Source organism: Rhizobium sp. Root1203, assembly GCF_001424945.1.
Taxonomy (GTDB): Bacteria; Pseudomonadota; Alphaproteobacteria; order Rhizobiales; family Rhizobiaceae; genus Rhizobium.
Genome location: NZ_LMCW01000004.1, coordinates 104,615 through 121,858, shown reverse-complemented (window position 1 = coordinate 121,858; position 17,244 = coordinate 104,615). Strand labels below are relative to the sequence as shown.

Sequence of the window (17,244 nt, the reverse complement as noted above, 5' to 3'; positions counted from 1 at the left end):
CACCTCGGATCGTCAGCGAACAATGAGACAGGCAATCTAGCACATCTCGCGCCACATGGCGTTTTTGACATCATTCCTTCGGCACGGCGCCGCGGCGCTCGATCGCGGTCTTGCGGATGGCGTCCGCAATATCGGGATTGCTGCTGGTCAGGACCTGGAAATCCACCGCGTAGAGCGACAGCAACGAGACCTCGGTCACAGCGCTGACAGTCGCCGAGCGCGGCTCGCCTGTGATCAGCGCCATCTCGCCGAAGAAGCTGCCGGCGCCGAGATCCACCGGCTCCGGCGTCGCGACGCTGACATGGCCCTCGACGATGAAGAACATCTGATCGCCGACGTCGCCCTTGCGGCAGATGACGGTGCCGGCCGGCACGACGCGCGCCCTGAGCGACCGTACGATCTCGACCAAAGCGGCCGAACCAAGCCGCTGGAAGAGCGGGACGGCCGCCACCAGCTGCCAGTTGCGCACGAAATCCTGCCGGCGGACTTCCTCGTAGAAACCCGTGGCCAGGATGCCCGCCCACAGCGCAAAGATGCCGATGCCGCTCATCATCACCAGCCCGGCGAGCACGCGCCCGGCCAGGGATTGCGGAATCTCGTCGCCGTAGCCGGTCGTCGACAGCGTCACCACGGCCCACCACATTGCCTGCGGAATGCTGCCGAAGCGCTCCGGCTGCGCGTCGCGCTCGATCACATAAGCGGCGAGAGCCGCACCGAAGAGGACAATGCCGAAAATCGAGGTGACGCCGATCAGATTGCGCGCCTCGTTTCGCACCACCCGGCCCAGCAGGCGGAAGAAAGTCGAATAGCGCAGCGGCTTCAGCAGCCAGACGGCACAATAAAGGCTCTGGTCCCGCCGGCCGACGAAAAGGAAAGCGGCAAACGGGACCGCAACGGCGAGCACATCCACCGTGACCGACGGTATCCTGTCGCGAAAATCGACCGATCGCGGCACGATCAGCGTTTCCGCCAGCTGCAGCAGATAGGCGGCCCATATGCCGACCAGCAGGATCTCGAGATTATGCCTGGTTCGCTCGGGCAGATCGGGTGTCGTCAGCGCGGCGACCGCGATGAGCCCGACAATCGCGAGCGACGTGCCCAGTGGCGCAGAAATCCTCTGGAAAGGCCGTGTCGACATTCAAATCCTCCGAGCGGCCTGTCGCCCACCTAGAATAGATGCCTGCGGGCCAAGTGCAATGGGACCGGCGAGACATCCGCGACGCCGTCGGGGATCGCGGACAAACCGAGATTGGGCAGCGCTGAAAGTCACTCCGTGCTACTTTGGAGGGGCGAGGAAATGGCGCCATGAGCGAGACACGGAAGATTGCGGCGATCCTGGCCGCGGACGTCGTCGGATACAGCCGTCTGGCAGGCATGGACGAGGATCGCATCCTGGCCCGCCTGCGTGCGTTGCGCAGCGACCTGATCGACCCGACGATCGCCGTGCACAATGGCCGCGTGGTCAAGCGCACGGGAGACGGAAGCCTGATCGAGTTCCGCAGCGTCGTCGATGCCGTTCGTTGCGCCGTCGAGGTGCAGAGCGCCATGATCGAGCGCAATGCCGGCGTCCCGCAGGACCGTCGCATAGAGTTCCGCATCGGCATTCATCTGGGCGACGTCGTCGAGGAGACCGATGGCGATCTCATGGGAGACGGCGTCAACATTGCATCGCGTTTGGAAGGGATAGCGGCACCGGGCGCAATCTGCCTTTCGGAAGACGCGTACCGGCAGGTAAAAGCAAGACTTGATGTCCATTTGACGGACCTTGGCGCCACTTGGCTGAAGAACATCGCCGATCCGATCCGCGTCTATTCGCTCCAGGTCGGCGTCGCCGACCAGACCGCCGCGACGCTGCCGGCGGCGGCTTACGGTGCGACGACGCCTCCCGGGCCATCTGCCGTCACCGACAAGCCCTCCATCGCCGTGCTCGCATTCGACAACATGAGCGGCGACGCCGAACAGGCGTATTTCTCCGACGGCATCAGCGAGGATATCATTACCGACCTTTCGAGGCTGCCCCGGCTGCATGTGATCGCCCGCAACTCGTCTTTCGTCTACAGGAATGCCGCCTTGTCCGTGCCTGAGATGGCCAAGGCACTCGGTGTGCGTTACGTGCTCGAGGGCAGCGTGCGCAGAGTCGGCAACCGCGTGCGGGTGACGGCGCAGTTGATCGATGCAAGCAATGGCGGACACGTCTGGGCCAACCGCTTCGATCGCAACCTCACCGATATTTTCGCGGTTCAGGACGAACTCACGCAGGAGATCGTTGCTGCGCTGAAGCTGACGCTGACGAGTAGCGATCACGATCAGCTGGCACAGGCACGTGCCGTCAACGTCGAGGCCTACGAATACCTGTTGCGTGGCCGCGAGCAGGCGTCAGCGCACACCCGGATCGGAAACGCCGAGGGCCGACGGCTGGCAGCAGCGGCTATTGCTATCGATCCGGGCTATGCGGCTGCCCTCGCGCTTGTCGCCTTTACCCACGTGCTCGATTACATCAATGCCTGGAGCGACGATCCGGAGCATTCGTTGCGGATCGGACGAGAACTCGCGCAGCAGGCTGTCGACATGGCGGAAAACCTGCCGAACGGACATTTCGCGCTTGGCGTGGCCTGCATGTGGGGCAAGGAGCTGGAGCGTGCGCAGGCGGCGGTGGAGCGGGGGCTGGCGCTATCGCCGAACTCGGTGGACCTCCTCACGGCGAAGGCACACATACAGATATTCGCCGGCGATCCCGCTGCCGCCGTTGAAACGCTCGCCCACTCGATGCGGCTGGACCCGCACTATCCGGAGATCCTGTTGCAGTTTCTCGCCGATGCCCGGTTTTCCCAAGGACAATATGCTGCGGCGATCGATGCGATAGAACAGCGGCTCGCCCGCAACCCGCAATCGGAAACCGCCTATGCCCTCCTCGCGTCGTGTTACGGACACCTTGGCCAACCCGAAAGAAGCAGGGAAGCCTGGGCACATGCGCTCGCGATGAACCCTGCCTTCTCCGTCGAACGCCGCCGTCGCGTCCTCCCGTTCCGCAACCCCGAGGATTTCGAGCGGCGCGTTGAAGGGCTCCGCAAGGCAGGCCTGCCGATCTGACGACGGCGGCTTCGCAGCCTAATCCTGCAAGGTCGGGTCGGAAAACAGCGTGCCTTCGACCGCTCCATAGATGGTTCTTGCGGCGACCGGCAGCCATATCGCGGCGAGCACGACGACGAGTGTGTTTCCGAACAGGGCGAGCGCGCCGACCGGAACCACAGTTGAAAGCCGGAGCGTCGCCAGCGCATAGACGCCGACCGGGAAGGTGTAGCCCCACCAGCCGAGGTTGAAGGGCAGGCCGTGCTTCAGGTAGCGCAGCGTCAGCGCGAGCGCCATGCCAAGCCACCAGAGGCCATAGGCCCACAGCAGTACGGCACCGAACAGCGATGCGCCGCTGATCGCTCCGGCGAGCGCACCAAGTCCGTTTGCCTCCAGCACGGTGCGGCCGTTCATCGCAAACAGGATAAGCCCCAGCGCACCGGTGCCGATCGGCCCGAGCGCCAGGAAGGCGGTTGCCGCCATGCCGGCGGGCGGCAGCTTGTGCAGCGCCATGCGCAGGAAGAGGATGGTGAGAATGCCGAGCGCCAACGGCACCGAACACGCCCAAAGCACGTAGCTTGCAAACAGCACGGTCATTTGCGGCGCCTCGCCTGCAATGTGCGGCAGCAAAAGCCCGCCGGATGCAGCCGTCACCTCGCAGGCGACGATCGGCAGCAGCCAGACCGCGCTCATCTCATCGAAGGCATGCTCCTGGCGCGTGAACATCGCAAACGGAATGGCGAGACCCGCGAGCACCGCCAGAGCGGAATTGGCCCACCACAGACCCGCCGCGACGGACGCGGCAGCGGGGCCAAAGAGCGGGATACCGAAAAGCACCGTCCCGTTGATGATCGTTGCGAGCCCCATCGGAATGCAGCCGAAAAACATCGAGACGACCGGATGCGCGAAAGCGCGCAGCGCCTCGCGAGGAAACAGCAGCCATTTTGCGGCGTAGAGAACGCTGAGCCCCGCAAAGAGGAGTATGTTTGCCAGCCAGAGCACCTCGCCCGCCTCGTACAGCACAGGCATCGCCGGGAACTGAGCAAGGCAGATGGCGAGAATGCCCGTGCCCATCGTTGTGGCGTACCAGTTCGGCGTGAAATGCCGGATGCGCTCGCGCCCGATGGCACCTCTGCTGTGCGTCCTGGAAACTGAAAATGCGGTCATGACTGCGGTCCTCTTTGAAGGCCGAGGAATACGCCGGTCCATCAATCGATTCCAACGAATTGTAATTTTCATTTCATTCGATAAAATCGAATGATTGAACCACGCGGATTTCCATGACACTCGAGCAGCTTCGCATATTCGCAGAGGTCGCGGCCCGGCAGCACATCACCCGGGCCGCTGCCCGGCTGAACATGACCCAATCGGCCGTCAGTGCCGCCATCGCTGCGCTGGAGAGCCGTCATCGGGTGACGTTGTTCGATCGCGTCGGACGCTCGATCGTCCTCAACGAGACCGGTCGCCTGTTCCTCAGGGAAGCGCAGGCCGTGCTTGCCAGCGCCAAGGCCGCGGAGGCCGCCCTGATGGATCTCTCCGGCCTGATGCACGGCGAATTGTCGATCATGGCGAGCCAGACGGTCGCCGGTTACTGGCTGGCGCCACGCCTTGCGGAGTATCGCCGGCGGTACCCGGGCATTGCCCTTGGCGTGCGCATCGGCAACACGCGGGAGGTGGCCGACGCGGTGGCCGAAGGCAGGGCGGAGATCGGCCTGATCGAGTGGCCGGACGAGCGCCGCAGCGTGTCGGCGCGAAGGGTTGCAATCGACGAGATGATCGTCGTCGTCGCACCCGGCCATTCCTGGGCGGACGGTCGGCCGCGCGGCGTTGCAGACTTTCCGGACACCAGCTGGGTTCTGCGCGAGGCCGGGTCGGGCACGCGCCACGCCTTCGAAAGCCTGCTGCAGACCGCAGGCATCGGTATCGGCGATCTCGACGTTTCGATGGCGCTGCCGGGCAACGAGACGGTGATCGGCATGGTCGAGGCCGGTATCGGTGCGACGCTCATGTCCCGCACCATCGTGGCGCCGCTTCTGAAAAGCGGCTCCCTCCTCGAGGCAAGCGTCGCGCCGCTCCCCCGCCCCTTCTTTCTGCTGCGCCACCAGGAGCGCTACCGCAGCAAGGCGGCGGATGCGTTCGATGCGATCGTGTCAGCCGCGGGCGACGGAAAGCAGTCTTGACGCCCCGCCGTTGATCACCGCCTCTGCTTCCGCCCGCGGCATCGGCCGGCCGAGCAGAAAGCCCTGCACTTCACCGAAACCTTCAGCCTGCAGCCTTTGCAGTTGCTCCTCGGTTTCAACGCCTTCGGCAAGCGTCGTCGCATTGAAGCCGGAGCCGATGCCGACGACGGCACGCACGATGGCCAGATTGCCTGGGTCCGTCTCGATACCGGCAACGAAGCTGCGGTCGAGCTTGATCTTGTCGAATGCGAATGCGCGCAGATAGCTGAAGGAGGAATAACCCGTGCCGAAATCGTCGATGGCGATGCGGATACCGAGTTCCTTCAGCGCCCGCAACAACGGCAGGCTCTGCTCGACGTCGGCGAGAAAGACGGATTCGGTAATCTCGATTTCCAGTCGCCCGGGATGCAGACCGCTCTCGTCGAGCGCAGACACGACGCTTGCAAGCAGGCTGTTATGGCGGAACTGGCAGACCGAAAGGTTGACTGCGATCTTCAGATGCTGGGGCCATTGCGCCGCCGTGCGGCAGGCTTCGCGCAGGACCCATTCGCCGATCGGCACGATCAGGCCCGTTTCCTCGGCGACCGGTATGAAGTCCATCGGCGGAATGAGCCCGCGTTGCGGATGGCGCCAGCGGATCAGCGCTTCGAAGCCTCCCAGCCCATCATCGTCCAGCTGGATGATCGGCTGATAATAGAGTTCGAACTGGCCCTTCAGGAGCGCATCGCGCAGCTCGACCGTCAGCATATGCCGGCGTTCGGCCTCAAGGCGCATCGTCGGCTCGTAGAAGCGGTAGGTTGAGCGACCGCTTTCCTTCGCTGCATAGAGCGCCAGATCTGCATGCCGCATCAGCACGTCGTCGTCATCCGCATGGTCGGGAGCAATGGCAATGCCGATGCTGCAGGTGACGTGTTCGTTTGCGCCGTCGAGGTTGAATGGTGTGGACAGCGAATTGAGAAGGCGTTCGGCGAAGCGCTCGATGCTGCCTGCTTGGTCGAGCCGTACAAGGAGCGCGAATTCGTCGCCCCCGAGGCGCGCGACCAGGTCGCCCTCTCCCGCGAGCTTTGTCAGACGCGCTGCAACCTGGCACAGCAGCGCGTCACCCGCGGCATGCCCCTTGCTGTCGTTGATGTGCTTGAAATGGTCAACGTCCAGATAGAGCAGCGCGATTGCCGTCTCCGCGGTAGCGATCTTCGCCGCGCGTTCTATGTGCTCGGAAAAGAAGGCACGGTTCGGCAAGCCCGTCAACGCGTCGTGCATCGCCATGTAGGCCAGGCGCGCCTCGACGGATCGTTCCTCTGTAACATCCTGGGAGATGCCGAGCAGATAGCGCGGCAGACTGCCGTCCGGCGCCGGCAGCGTGCGCTTCACCGTTCGCAGAATTCGTGACTCGCCGTCGGTGCGGCGTATCGTCTCCTCGACGCTGACCGTCGAGCTCGCCGTGAATGCCTTCGTATCCTGCGCCCAAAAGGCCGCGGCCTGCTTCCGGTCGAATATGCCCAGATCGCTCTTGCCGACGACATCGATAGGATCGCGTCCGACGATCGTGCCGCATGCCTCGTTGAAGAGGATGTACCGGCCCTCCTCCGCCATGTCCTTGACGAACACGCCGACCGGAAGATTGTCGACGATGCTGTCCAGCAGCGAGCGCGTGTCGCTCACTTCACGATGCGCGGCGTTCACCTCCGTCCGGTCCTGAACGATCGCCAGGATGGCATCGCGCCCGTCGAAGCGCACCGCCCGGCCATAGGTCAGAACTTCCAGCATCTCGCCATTGGCCTTGAGATGCGTCCAGCGCTCGGCCTTCTCCATATCGGTGCGGCCGTGCACGGCATCGAGCATGCGTCGGCGTTCATGGGCGGGGCGGATGTCGAGCACCGTCATCCCTGCATATTCCTGCAGCGAATAGCCATAGAGTTCGACGGCAGCATTGTTGACGATCAGGAAGCCCAATGTATCCGGGTCGTATACCCACATCGGCGACGGATGCGTCGCAAACAGTGACTGGAAATCGTCGTTGGGAGTACCAATCGAAACAAAAGCTTTCTGAATGCCGGTCATCGTGAAATCACATGGAATATTGGTGGAGGACCCTACTGGTATAGTGAAAAAAACTAAATGAAATCAGAATCATAGGTCGCCTATTCTTTAGGCGGCCCGCCTCTATAATGTGCAAATTGCGGCGTTTCGTCCTCGGGTTGCAGCATTTCCGTCTTTTTCGAATGCTCGAAGCCCAAGTTCATTCAGTGATGGGAATGTGTGCATTGAGCGTGGTCGGCGAGCACCTCGATCACCCGGCATTGATCGACGCGGCCATGACCACAACCCTCGACCATGGTCTCCAGTTCCACCTTCAGGGCCATCAGGCTTCGGATGCGCTGCTCCACATCCGCGAGTCGCGCCTTGGCGATGGCATCGGCGGAAGCGCAGGACTGGTGCGGATCGTCCTGCAGGGTCAGCAGGGTGCGGATGGCATCCACTTCGAAGCCAAGCTCGCGGGCATGCCGGATAAAGACAAGCCGGCGCAGGTCGGCGGGTTCGTAGGATCGCTGGTTCCCCCCGCTGCGGCTCGGCGCGGCAAGCAGGCCGATGCTTTCGTAATAGCGGATGGTCGGGACCTTCACGCCGCTTTGCCGCGAAGCGTCGCCGATCGTGATCTTTTTCATGATTTTCCTCTTGCACCTCTAGTCGCTAGAGGATGTAGGTAGGATGCTTCTGAATGACAAGGAAGCTCGCCATGGGGAAGTTGATCATGGGTGAAACGATCGAGAAGCGCTACAGGGTCGACGGCATGGACTGCGCCAGTTGCGCGGCAAAGATCGACACCGCCGTCCGGCGAATGCCGGGAGTCGAGGATGTTTCGGTGTCGGTGACATCGGGCACGATGACGGTGCGCCACGACGGCAGCAGCGACCTTGTCGCGATCGAGAAGAAGGTTGGAGGCCTCGGCTATTCCGTCACACAGCTCGGCGGCGCGGCCAAGGCTGCGCCTCATGCCCACGGCGCGCATGACCACGATGACGGCGCATGCTGCCACGCGCACCATCACGACCATGCTCAACAACCTGATCATACGCACGAGCATGAGCACGAGCATCCGGCGGAAACCTCCGGGATCGAGGGGCTGCATGGCCATGATCACGCTCCGACGACAGGCCCATGGTGGCAGAGCAGGAAGGGCCGCCTGACCATTTTCTCCGGCGCTGCACTCGTTGCTGCTTATGCCGTCGGCCATCTCGTGCCCTCGATCGCGACCTATGCTTTCGTCGCCGCAATGCTGGTAGGACTGATCCCCATCGCGCGACGCGCCGTGATGGCGGCACTTGCCGGCACCCCTTTCTCGATCGAAATGCTGATGACGATCGCGGCGGTCGGCGCAGTCGTCATCGATGCCGGGGAGGAAGCGGCAGCCGTTGTCTTCCTCTTTCTCGTCGGCGAACTGCTGGAAGGGGTGGCCGCAGGCAAGGCACGCGCCAGCATCCAGTCGCTGACGACGTTGGTTCCAAAGAGCGCGCTTCTCGAAATGAACGGCGTGACGCGCGAGGTTCCGGCCGAGACCCTTGCCGTCGGCTCCACGATCCTCGTTCGTCCGGGCGACCGCATTTCTGCCGACGGCACCATTCTCTCGGGGGAAAGCGCCATCGACGAGGCGCCTTTGACCGGCGAGAGTACGCCGGTGCGCAAGGGCCAGGGCGACACGGTTTTCGCAGGCACGGTCAACGGCGATGCAGCACTGCGTGTCACCGTCACCGCCGCTGCGGCTGACAACACGATTGCCCGCGTCGTCAGGCTGGTCGAGGAGGCTCAGGAATCGAAGGCCCCGACCGAGCGCTTCATCGACCGTTTCTCCAGATACTACACGCCCGGGGTCGTTGCCGTTGCCGCACTGGTCGCCGTGCTGCCGCCGCTGCTGGCCGGTGGCGCCTGGGACCTGTGGATCTACAAGGGGCTCGCCATCCTCCTGATCGGCTGCCCCTGCGCGCTGGTCATCTCCACGCCGGCGGCAATCGCCGCATCGCTTTCGGCAGGCGCACGTCGCGGCCTGCTTCTAAAAGGCGGCGCGGTGCTGGAGACGCTTGGCAAGGTGAACGCGGTCGCGCTCGACAAGACCGGCACGCTGACGGAAGGCAGGCCGAAGGTAACGGATGTGCTGAGTTTCGGGCGGAGTGAAGCAGAGGTGCTGACCTATGCGGCAGCGCTCGAGACCGGCTCCAGCCACCCACTGGCGCTTGCGATACTGGCAAGAGCGGCAGCCGACGGCATCCGCATTCCTGCCGCAACCGACGCCAAGGCGCTGGGTGGCAAGGGCGTCACGGGAACCGTCGATGGAACGCCTGTCTTTTTCGGCTCTCCCAAGGCCGCCGGCGAACGCGTTTCCCTGTCCGCCGAGCAGACCTCCCGGATCGCTGCCCTGAACGACGCAGGCAAGACCGTTTCCGTGCTGATCGTCGGCGATGCGCTCGCGGGCGCCGTCGCCATGCGTGACGAACCGCGCGAGGACGCAAAATCCGGTCTCAGGGCGTTGACCGACGCAGGCGTCAAGATCGTCATGCTGACCGGCGACAACCGTCGGACGGCCCAAGCGATCGGCGAGGAACTCGGGATCGAGGTGCGCGCGGAACTGATGCCGGAAGACAAGCAGCGGATCGTCGGCGAACTTCAGCGTCAGGGGTTGACGGTTGCAAAGGTGGGCGACGGCATCAACGACGCTCCTGCGCTGGCCGCGGCCGATGTCGGCATCGCCATGGGCGGCGGCACCGACGTTGCGCTCGAAACCGCCGATGCCGCGATCCTGCACGGTCACGTCGGAGACGTGGCGGCGATGATCGCCCTGTCGAAGCGCACCATGCGCAACATCGCCCAGAACATCACCATCGCGCTCGGCCTGAAGGCGGTCTTTCTGGTGACGACGATCGCCGGTATCACCGGCCTGTGGCCTGCCATCCTGGCAGACACGGGAGCCACGGTGCTGGTCACCATCAACGCACTTCGCCTTCTGGCTCCGCCACGATAGAACGCAACCGCAGGTGCAAAATTAAGGGGAGCGATGGAACCTACCGCTCGCAGAAGAGTTATGGATTTCGAGGAGGACTATCATGACCAATGATTTCAACCGACCCAATTCAGTGAACACCCCTCCGACGAGGGGTTCGTCGAAGACAATGTGGATCGTCCTGGCGGTCGCCGTCGTGGTTGCTGCCTTGGCTGCAACCTACTGGCCGAGGTCAGAGCCCGCTTCGACCACGTCTCGAACGACGGCTCCTGCGACCGAGCCGGCCACCCCGCCAGCTGCAACACCCCCTGCAGCAACGCCTCCGGCCGCAACCCCGCCTGCTGCCACGACACCGCCGGCAGCGACGCCTCCGGCCGCCGAGCCTCCGGCAGCAACGCCGCCCGCGACTGCGCCGGCTACGCCCGCAACGCCTGGTGCTCCTGCCCCGGCGACACCGCAATAACAAAGACAGCCCGCCAGAGATGGCGGGCTGTCTTTTCTGCAGTCTGTCTGCTCAGTTGGCGCCTGCCTTGAGCACGCGATGCGTACTGGCGTCGAGCGCCTTGCTCGCTTCCCTGCCATCCCTAGCCAGGCCATTGGCCGTGTTTGCACAGGATGAAAGTGCCAGAAGGGATGTGATCGCAATCGCGATTGCAAATCGTGTCATCAAAATCTCCGCATTGATGTCCGGGGAAAGACCCTTACCCTGAAGACGATAGCTTCGGGCGAGGACCGGATCAACCGCGGGATTGCCATGCCCGAACATTGAAAAACCCGGCGCAGTTTCCCGCGCCGGGTTTTCTCATGCTTCCTTGGGAGGAAGGCTCAGTCGATAGCAAATACGAGCGGCTTGGCCTGCCGGATTGCCGGGTTCGCGGTTAATTTTCCGAGAACGTCGTCGCCAATCGGGCCGTCGACGTATAGCAGCGCGATCGCATCGCCGCCCTGCTGGTCTCGGCCGAGCTGGAAGTTGGCGATGTTGACGCCGGCGGCGCCGAGCGTCGTGCCGATGAAGCCGATCATGCCGGGAACGTCGGTGTTGGTGATGTAGATCATGTGGCTGCCGACGTCGGCGTCAAGATTGATGCCCTTGATCTGGATGAAGCGCGGCTTGCCGTCGGAGAAGACCGTGCCGGCGACCGAGCGGGTCATCGATTCGGTCTTGACCGTCAGCTTGATGTAGCCGTCGAAAACGCCGGTCTTGTCGCGCTTGACCTCGGAGAGGACGATGCCCTTTTCCTTGATCATGATCGGCGCCGAAACCATGTTGACGTCGGACACCTGAGTGCGGATCAGACCGGCGAGCAGCGCGCTCGTCAGCGCCTTGGTATTCATTCCGGCGGTGACGCCGTCATAGAGGATTTCGATCTCCTTGATCGGCTCTTCCGTAACCTGGCCGACAAAGGCGCCGAGAACGTCGGCAAGCCGGATGAACGGCTTCAGGATCGGCGCTTCCTCGGCCGTGATCGACGGCATGTTGATGGCGTTGGAAACGGCACCCTTGACGAGATAGTCGGACATCTGCTCGGCAACCTGCAGCGCAACGTTTTCCTGCGCTTCGGAAGTCGACGCGCCGAGATGCGGCGTGCAGACGACGTTCGGAAGGCCGAAGAGCGGGCTTTCCTTGGCGGGCTCGACTTCGAACACGTCGAAGGCGGCACCGGCCACGTGGCCGGACTTGATCGCTGCGGCAAGCGCCGCTTCGTCAACGAGACCGCCGCGGGCGCAGTTGATGATGCGAACGCCGGGCTTGGTCTTCGCAAGGTTCTCGGCACCCAGGATGCCGCGGGTCTTGTCCGTCATCGGCACGTGCAGCGTGATAAAGTCGGCCTTGGCGAGCAGTTCGTCGAGCTCGACCTTGGTGACGCCCATCTCTTCGGCGCGCTCCTTGGAGAGGAACGGGTCGTAGGCGACCACGTGCATCTTCAGGCCGATGGCGCGCGAGCAGACGATCGAGCCGATATTGCCGGCACCGATGACGCCGAGCGTCTTGCCGGTGATCTCGACACCCATGAACTTGGACTTCTCCCACTTGCCGGCCTGCGTCGAGGCGTCGGCCTGAGGCAGCTGGCGGGCGACGGCGAACATCAGCGCGATGGCGTGCTCCGCCGTCGTGATCGAATTGCCGAACGGCGTGTTCATGACGATGATACCGCGGCGCGAGGCAGCCGGGATATCGACATTGTCGACGCCGATACCGGCACGGCCGATGACCTTGAGGTTGGTCGCTGCGGCAATCAGCTTTTCCGTCGCCTTGGTGGCCGAGCGGATGGCGAGACCATCATAATTGCCGATGATTTCGGCAAGCTTGTCCTTGTCCTTGCCGAGCTGCGGCTGGAAATCGACTTCGACGCCGCGATCACGGAAGATCTGGACGGCGGTTTCCGACAGTTCGTCGGATACGAGAACGCGAGGTGCCATTGGGGGCTTCCTTCAAAAGTGTTCAGCGATGAATCTATAAGGGATGTGAGGCTCCGCCCTTTCGGCGGAGCCGGATGCGATCAACTCAGGCGGCAGCCTGGGAAAGCGTCGCCTTCTGGGTCTCGAAGGCCCAGGAAAGCCAGGGCATCAGCTTCTGCATGTCAGCGGTTTCGATCGTCGCACCCGCCCAGATGCGCAGGCCGGACGGCGCGTCGCGATAGTGGCCGATGTCGTAGGCGACGCCCTCCTTGTCGAGCAGGCTGACGATGCCCTTGGCGAAATTCGCCTGGCCGTCAGCGTCGAGCGCAGCAACGTCCCTGTCGACGATCTTCAGGCAGACCGAGGTGTTCGATGCCGTTTCCGGCTTCACCGCGAGGTTGGCGATCCAGTCGTTGGCGGCAACGAAATCGGCGATCACCTTGGCGTTGGCGTCGGCGCGGCCCATCAGCCCCTTGAGGCCTCCGACCTGTTTCGACCACTGCAGAGCATCGAGGTAGTCCTCGACGCAGAGCATCGACGGCGTATTGATCGTCTCGCCCGTGAAGATGCCTTCGATCAGCTTGCCGCCAGAGGTCATGCGGAAGATCTTCGGCAGCGGCCAGGCCGGCGCGTAAGTGAGCAGGCGCTCGACGGCTCGCGGCGAGAGGATGATGACGCCGTGTGCGCCCTCGCCGCCCAGAACCTTCTGCCAGGAGAAGGTCACGACATCGAGCTTGGCGAAATCGAGGTTCTGCGCGAAAGCGGCCGACGTGGCGTCGCAGATGGTCAGACCCTTGCGGTCGGCAGGGATGAAATCGGCGTTCGGAACGCGGACGCCGGAGGTCGTGCCGTTCCAGGTGAAGACGACGTCGCGGTCGAAATCGATGCTCGAAAGATCGGGCAGCTCGCCGTAGCCGGCCTCGATCTTTCTGACGTCCTTGAGCTTCAGCTGCTTGACGACGTCGGTGACCCAGCCGGCGCCGAAGCTTTCCCAGGCGACCATGTCGACGCCGCGCTCGCCGAGCAGCGACCAGAGCGCCATTTCGACGGCGCCGGTATCGGAGGCAGGAACGATGCCGATGCGGTAATCCGCCGGCACTTCCAGAATGTCACGGGTAAGATCGATTGCCTGCTTGAGCTTGGACTTTCCGACTTTCGCACGGTGCGAACGGCCGAGAGGCGCGTCGGAAAGAGCTTCGAGCGACCAACCGGGGCGCTTCGAGCAAGGGCCAGAAGAAAAATGGGTATTTTGCGGACGTACGTCCGGCTTTGCGGTCTTTGCCATCTGCTATCCTTCCAGATAGATAGCTCCTCGTTGGGGAGGAGTGTCCCGCCGCCGTGGATACAGATGGCGCCAGACATAGTCAACGGTGAAGTGTCGCTGGCAGAGGACTTTTTGACGCAGGCGCGACGGAACAAATGTCGTGAACCAGACGCGCGTTGGATGTCGGAATGCAAGAAGCCGCCCGGGAGGGGCGGCTTCGCAAGAGATGGTGCTGCGTCTGAGCAGGCTTACTTGTAGACGACAGGTGCCGGTGGGGGCTCGTAGGGGATCGGTGCGCAGCCTCCGAAGAGATAGCGGGCTCCGATGCGGGCTTCGTGAACGTTGAAGCCCTTGTCGCGGCCGGGGCCGCCGCCTGCGTTGTAGCCGAACATGTCGCCGCCATTGACGTGGAGGAAGCGATAGCCGACATCGGCCTTCACGTTGCACGTCACATCGATCGACGCGCCGGCCATGAGCCCATAGCTGAAGCGCCAGCCGCCCTTGCCGTCATGGACGAATTCGTTATCGCATCCATTGCCGCTGCCGCTGCTGTCGCACGATGTATTGTTGAGGTCCTTCCACTTCACGTAGGTGCCGCCGATACCGCCGCCGACATAGGGAGTGAAGTATCCGTAGGTGCCGAGGTCGACATAGGCGTTTGCCATCAGCGTCCAGGCAGTCAGCGAGGACAGGTCCGTCGAGGTGCAGGTAACGACGCAAGCGCCAAAGGCAGAACCGCCGCCATCGGTCGAACCGTGGAAGTCCGACTTCGCAAGGTAGTCCAGCGTAAGGTCCGTGCGGAAGTAGCTGTTCACCTGGTAACCGATACCGCCCCCGACCGTGAAGGCATCGCGCAGATCCGCGGTGGAGAAATCCGCTTCGGTGGCGTTGCTGCCCTGGAAGTAGCTCGCGCCACGCAGATCGGTGAAGCCATAGCCGACGTCGCCGCGAAGATACCAGCCGGTCGCTTCGGTGACGGTGACTTCAGGCATCTCGGGAATAGGTTCCGGAGGAGCAAGGTCCGCGGCATAGGCATTCGTCGTGATCAGCAAGGCGGCGAAAACGCCGTACAGGCTTCTTTTCATGGATCCCACTCCAAAGTTCGTGGCATGGCAGGACCAATCGCTGCCAGTCGGACACGTTTCGGAATGGATAATGAAGTACAAACGTTAAAAGCTGCTTAACTACAAATATTTACCGTGTTCGTCGCGGCCCTTTGAAGGGCCCGGCGCCGGCCGACGGGACTATGTCCCGCTGTGCGGCGGTAGTTATACTCGCCCGCCCCTCCTCTTTGGCCGGAGCTTTACTCCTCGGTAGAAAAGGCCATTGAAGGAAAACGCTCCCTGACTTCATGCATGAGCGTCTCAGCCTCAATGCGCACCCAATCGCAGAACATTCGGATCGCTGGATCATTCTCCCGCCCCAACTTGCAGATCGCATAGTAGGCCGTCGGTGATGGCATAATGCGCCGCGAGGCAAGAACGAGCGTGCCTTGCACCAGATGGTCGTAGACGAGTGCCGTTCTTCCTAGCGCTATTCCGCCGCCGCGCGCTGCCGATCCGATGGTTAGGCCCGAGTCCGGAAAGCACGGCCCCTCTTGATACCGGTTCGCCGCCATGTTGTTGAACTCACACCACTCCAGCCAGCCAGGGCAGAGCGCATCTTCAGCGCGCCTAATAATGGGATGTTGATGCAGTTCGCCAACCTCGAAGGGCGTTTTGAGTCAGAGGGGTTGCGCATTGGCAGGCTGGCTGAGATGAAGGCGCATGACGTGGCAAGCGCACGCTGAATGCGGACGAATTGAGAGATCAGCTCCGCTGTCTGCAGACGGCGGGCGTGTGGATTGATGCATGCAGGGGATTGGAGGCTAATGCGCGTGGGCAGGAAGAACCCGGAGAAAAACGCCGGGTCCGTCGTTTCCAGCCTCAGGCGGCCGTGCGAACGGCCGAGATCGTGCCGATCAGGTCGTTGACGATACGCTCGATCTGGCTGCGATCGTCGCCTTCCGCCATTACGCGGATCAGCGGTTCGGTTCCTGAGGGGCGAATGACGAGGCGCCCGCTCTTGGCGAGTTCCGCCTCGGCATCTGCAATCGCCTTCTGGACCTGGATGTCTTCGAGCGGCTTGCCGCCCGAAATGCGGACGTTGCGCAGGAGCTGCGGCACCGGCTCGAAACGGCGGCAGATCTCGCTGACCGTCTTGCCTGTCCGCTTGACGGCGGCAAGGATCTGCAGGGCGGCAACCAGGCCATCGCCTGTTGTGCCGTAGTCCGAGAGGACGATATGCCCCGACTGCTCGCCGCCGACATTGTAGTTGTGCTGGCGCATGTGCTCGACCACGTAGCGGTCGCCGACCATCGTGCGCACGAGACCGAGGCCCTTGTCCTGAAGAAACCGCTCGAGGCCGAGATTGGACATGACGGTGGCGACAATCCCGCCGCCGCGCAGCTGCTGGCTCTCGGCGTAGCTTTCGGCGATGACGGCCATCAGCTGGTCGCCGTCGACAACGGCACCGTTCTCATCGACGATGATGACGCGGTCGGCGTCGCCGTCGAGCGCAATGCCGATATCGGCGCGCACTTCGTCGACCTTCTTCTGAAGCGCGACCGGACTGGTCGAGCCGCAATTGAGATTGATGTTGGTGCCGTTCGGCTCGTCGCCGATCGTGACCACGTCTGCGCCAAGTTCCCAGAGAGCGGCCGGCGCTACCTTGTAGGCTGCACCGTTGGCGCAATCGATGGCGATCCTCAGGCCCTGAAGCGTGACATCGCGCGGAAGCGTGCGCTTGGCGTGCTCGATGTAACGGTCGTGAACGCCATCGACGCGCTTGGCGCGACCGATATCGTCAGACTTTGCCAGCTGCGACGACAAGTCCCGCTCGAGAAGGTCCTCGATCTGCGCCTCGAGATCGTCGGAGAGCTTGTAGCCATCCGGTCCGAACAGCTTGATGCCGTTGTCTTCGTAGGGATTGTGCGACGCCGAGATCATGACGCCGATATCGCATCGCAACGACCGCGTCAGCATGGCGACGGCAGGCGTCGGTATGGGACCGAGAACGAAGGCATCGAGGCCGGCTGCGGTGAAACCCGCAACCAGCGCGTTTTCCAGCATGTAGCCCGAGAGGCGCGTGTCCTTGCCGATGACAACCCGGTGGCGGTGGTTCCCGCGGCGAAAAATGGTTCCTGCTGCAATACCGACCCGCATCGCGAGATCCGGTGTCATCGGGAACACGTTGGATTGACCGCGAATGCCATCCGTCCCGAAATAACGTCTTTTCATATGCACCCCTGTGCCTTGGGCGCGCCCCATGGGCTGCGCATCACAACTTCAAGCAAGCCT

13 protein-coding genes and 1 pseudogene are annotated in these 17,244 nt (G+C 63.0%); 4 read left to right on the top strand and 10 right to left on the bottom strand.

The features are described 5' to 3' along the window. Window positions 1-70: 70 nt before the first annotated feature. Window positions 71-1,138: a cyclic nucleotide-gated ion channel gene (locus tag ASC97_RS05860; protein ID WP_057467408.1), complete on the bottom strand. Its 1,068-nt coding sequence runs from the start codon at window positions 1,136-1,138 to the stop codon at window positions 71-73. Between the two features lie 167 nt (window positions 1,139-1,305). Between ASC97_RS05860 and ASC97_RS05855 the strand changes: the two genes are divergently transcribed. Beyond that, window positions 1,306-3,090: an adenylate/guanylate cyclase domain-containing protein gene (locus tag ASC97_RS05855; protein WP_057467407.1), complete on the top strand. Its 1,785-nt coding sequence runs from the start codon at window positions 1,306-1,308 to the stop codon at window positions 3,088-3,090. 18 nt (window positions 3,091-3,108) lie between these two features. Here the strand turns inward: ASC97_RS05855 and ASC97_RS05850 are convergent, their stop codons facing one another. Continuing rightward, entirely contained in the window at window positions 3,109-4,236 is a 1,128-nt protein-coding gene (locus ASC97_RS05850) for a TDT family transporter (protein WP_057467406.1), read from the bottom strand. Window positions 4,237-4,349: 113 nt separating this feature from the next. On the opposite strand from ASC97_RS05850, the gene ASC97_RS05845 reads away from it, so the two are divergent. Next, window positions 4,350-5,249, top strand: a complete 900-nt coding sequence (locus ASC97_RS05845) for a LysR family transcriptional regulator (RefSeq protein ID WP_057467405.1) — start codon at window positions 4,350-4,352, stop codon at window positions 5,247-5,249. On the opposite strand, the gene ASC97_RS05840 is transcribed toward ASC97_RS05845, so the two are convergent. Together ASC97_RS05840 and ASC97_RS05835 are read right to left on the bottom strand one after the other, a co-directional pair. Beyond that, on the bottom strand, window positions 5,220-7,310 hold the full coding sequence (locus tag ASC97_RS05840; protein WP_057467404.1) for a putative bifunctional diguanylate cyclase/phosphodiesterase: 2,091 nt from the start codon (window positions 7,308-7,310) through the stop codon (window positions 5,220-5,222). The two genes, ASC97_RS05845 and ASC97_RS05840, sit on opposite strands and share 30 nt — an antisense overlap. 182 nt (window positions 7,311-7,492) lie before the next feature. Next, window positions 7,493-7,915 (bottom strand): MerR family transcriptional regulator, encoded by a 423-nt coding sequence (locus ASC97_RS05835; RefSeq protein ID WP_057467403.1) that lies wholly within the window; start codon window positions 7,913-7,915, stop codon window positions 7,493-7,495. 86 nt (window positions 7,916-8,001) lie between these two features. Between ASC97_RS05835 and ASC97_RS05830 the strand changes: the two genes are divergently transcribed. Together ASC97_RS05830 and ASC97_RS34590 are read left to right on the top strand one after the other, a co-directional pair. Continuing rightward, complete coding sequence (locus tag ASC97_RS05830; protein ID WP_057467436.1) at window positions 8,002-10,263, top strand: heavy metal translocating P-type ATPase; 2,262 nt, start codon at window positions 8,002-8,004, stop codon at window positions 10,261-10,263. An 82-nt stretch (window positions 10,264-10,345) separates the two neighbouring features. Continuing rightward, window positions 10,346-10,705, top strand: a complete 360-nt coding sequence (locus tag ASC97_RS34590) for a hypothetical protein (RefSeq protein ID WP_200959440.1) — start codon at window positions 10,346-10,348, stop codon at window positions 10,703-10,705. 51 nt (window positions 10,706-10,756) lie between these two features. On the opposite strand, the gene ASC97_RS05825 is transcribed toward ASC97_RS34590, so the two are convergent. From ASC97_RS05825 to glmM, 6 genes and pseudogenes are all read right to left on the bottom strand, one after another. Beyond that, window positions 10,757-10,909, bottom strand: a complete 153-nt coding sequence (locus ASC97_RS05825) for a hypothetical protein (protein ID WP_057467435.1) — start codon at window positions 10,907-10,909, stop codon at window positions 10,757-10,759. Between the two features lie 158 nt (window positions 10,910-11,067). After that, window positions 11,068-12,663, bottom strand: a complete 1,596-nt coding sequence (gene serA, locus ASC97_RS05820) for a phosphoglycerate dehydrogenase (RefSeq protein WP_057467402.1) — start codon at window positions 12,661-12,663, stop codon at window positions 11,068-11,070. Window positions 12,664-12,748: 85 nt separating this feature from the next. Continuing rightward, the gene (locus tag ASC97_RS05815) at window positions 12,749-13,927 is read right to left on the bottom strand and encodes a phosphoserine transaminase (RefSeq protein ID WP_057467401.1); all 1,179 of its coding nucleotides are present in this window, start codon (window positions 13,925-13,927) and stop codon (window positions 12,749-12,751) included. A 227-nt stretch (window positions 13,928-14,154) separates the two neighbouring features. Continuing rightward, window positions 14,155-14,991, bottom strand: a complete 837-nt coding sequence (locus ASC97_RS05810; RefSeq protein WP_057467400.1) for an outer membrane protein — start codon at window positions 14,989-14,991, stop codon at window positions 14,155-14,157. A 218-nt stretch (window positions 14,992-15,209) separates the two neighbouring features. Next, window positions 15,210-15,608, bottom strand: a pseudogene (locus tag ASC97_RS36175) (LysR substrate-binding domain-containing protein); the annotation flags it as partial. A 223-nt stretch (window positions 15,609-15,831) separates the two neighbouring features. Continuing rightward, a complete protein-coding gene (gene glmM / locus ASC97_RS05800; RefSeq protein ID WP_057467398.1) occupies window positions 15,832-17,184 on the bottom strand; it encodes a phosphoglucosamine mutase in 1,353 nt (450 codons plus the stop codon). Window positions 17,185-17,244 lie beyond the last annotated feature (60 nt).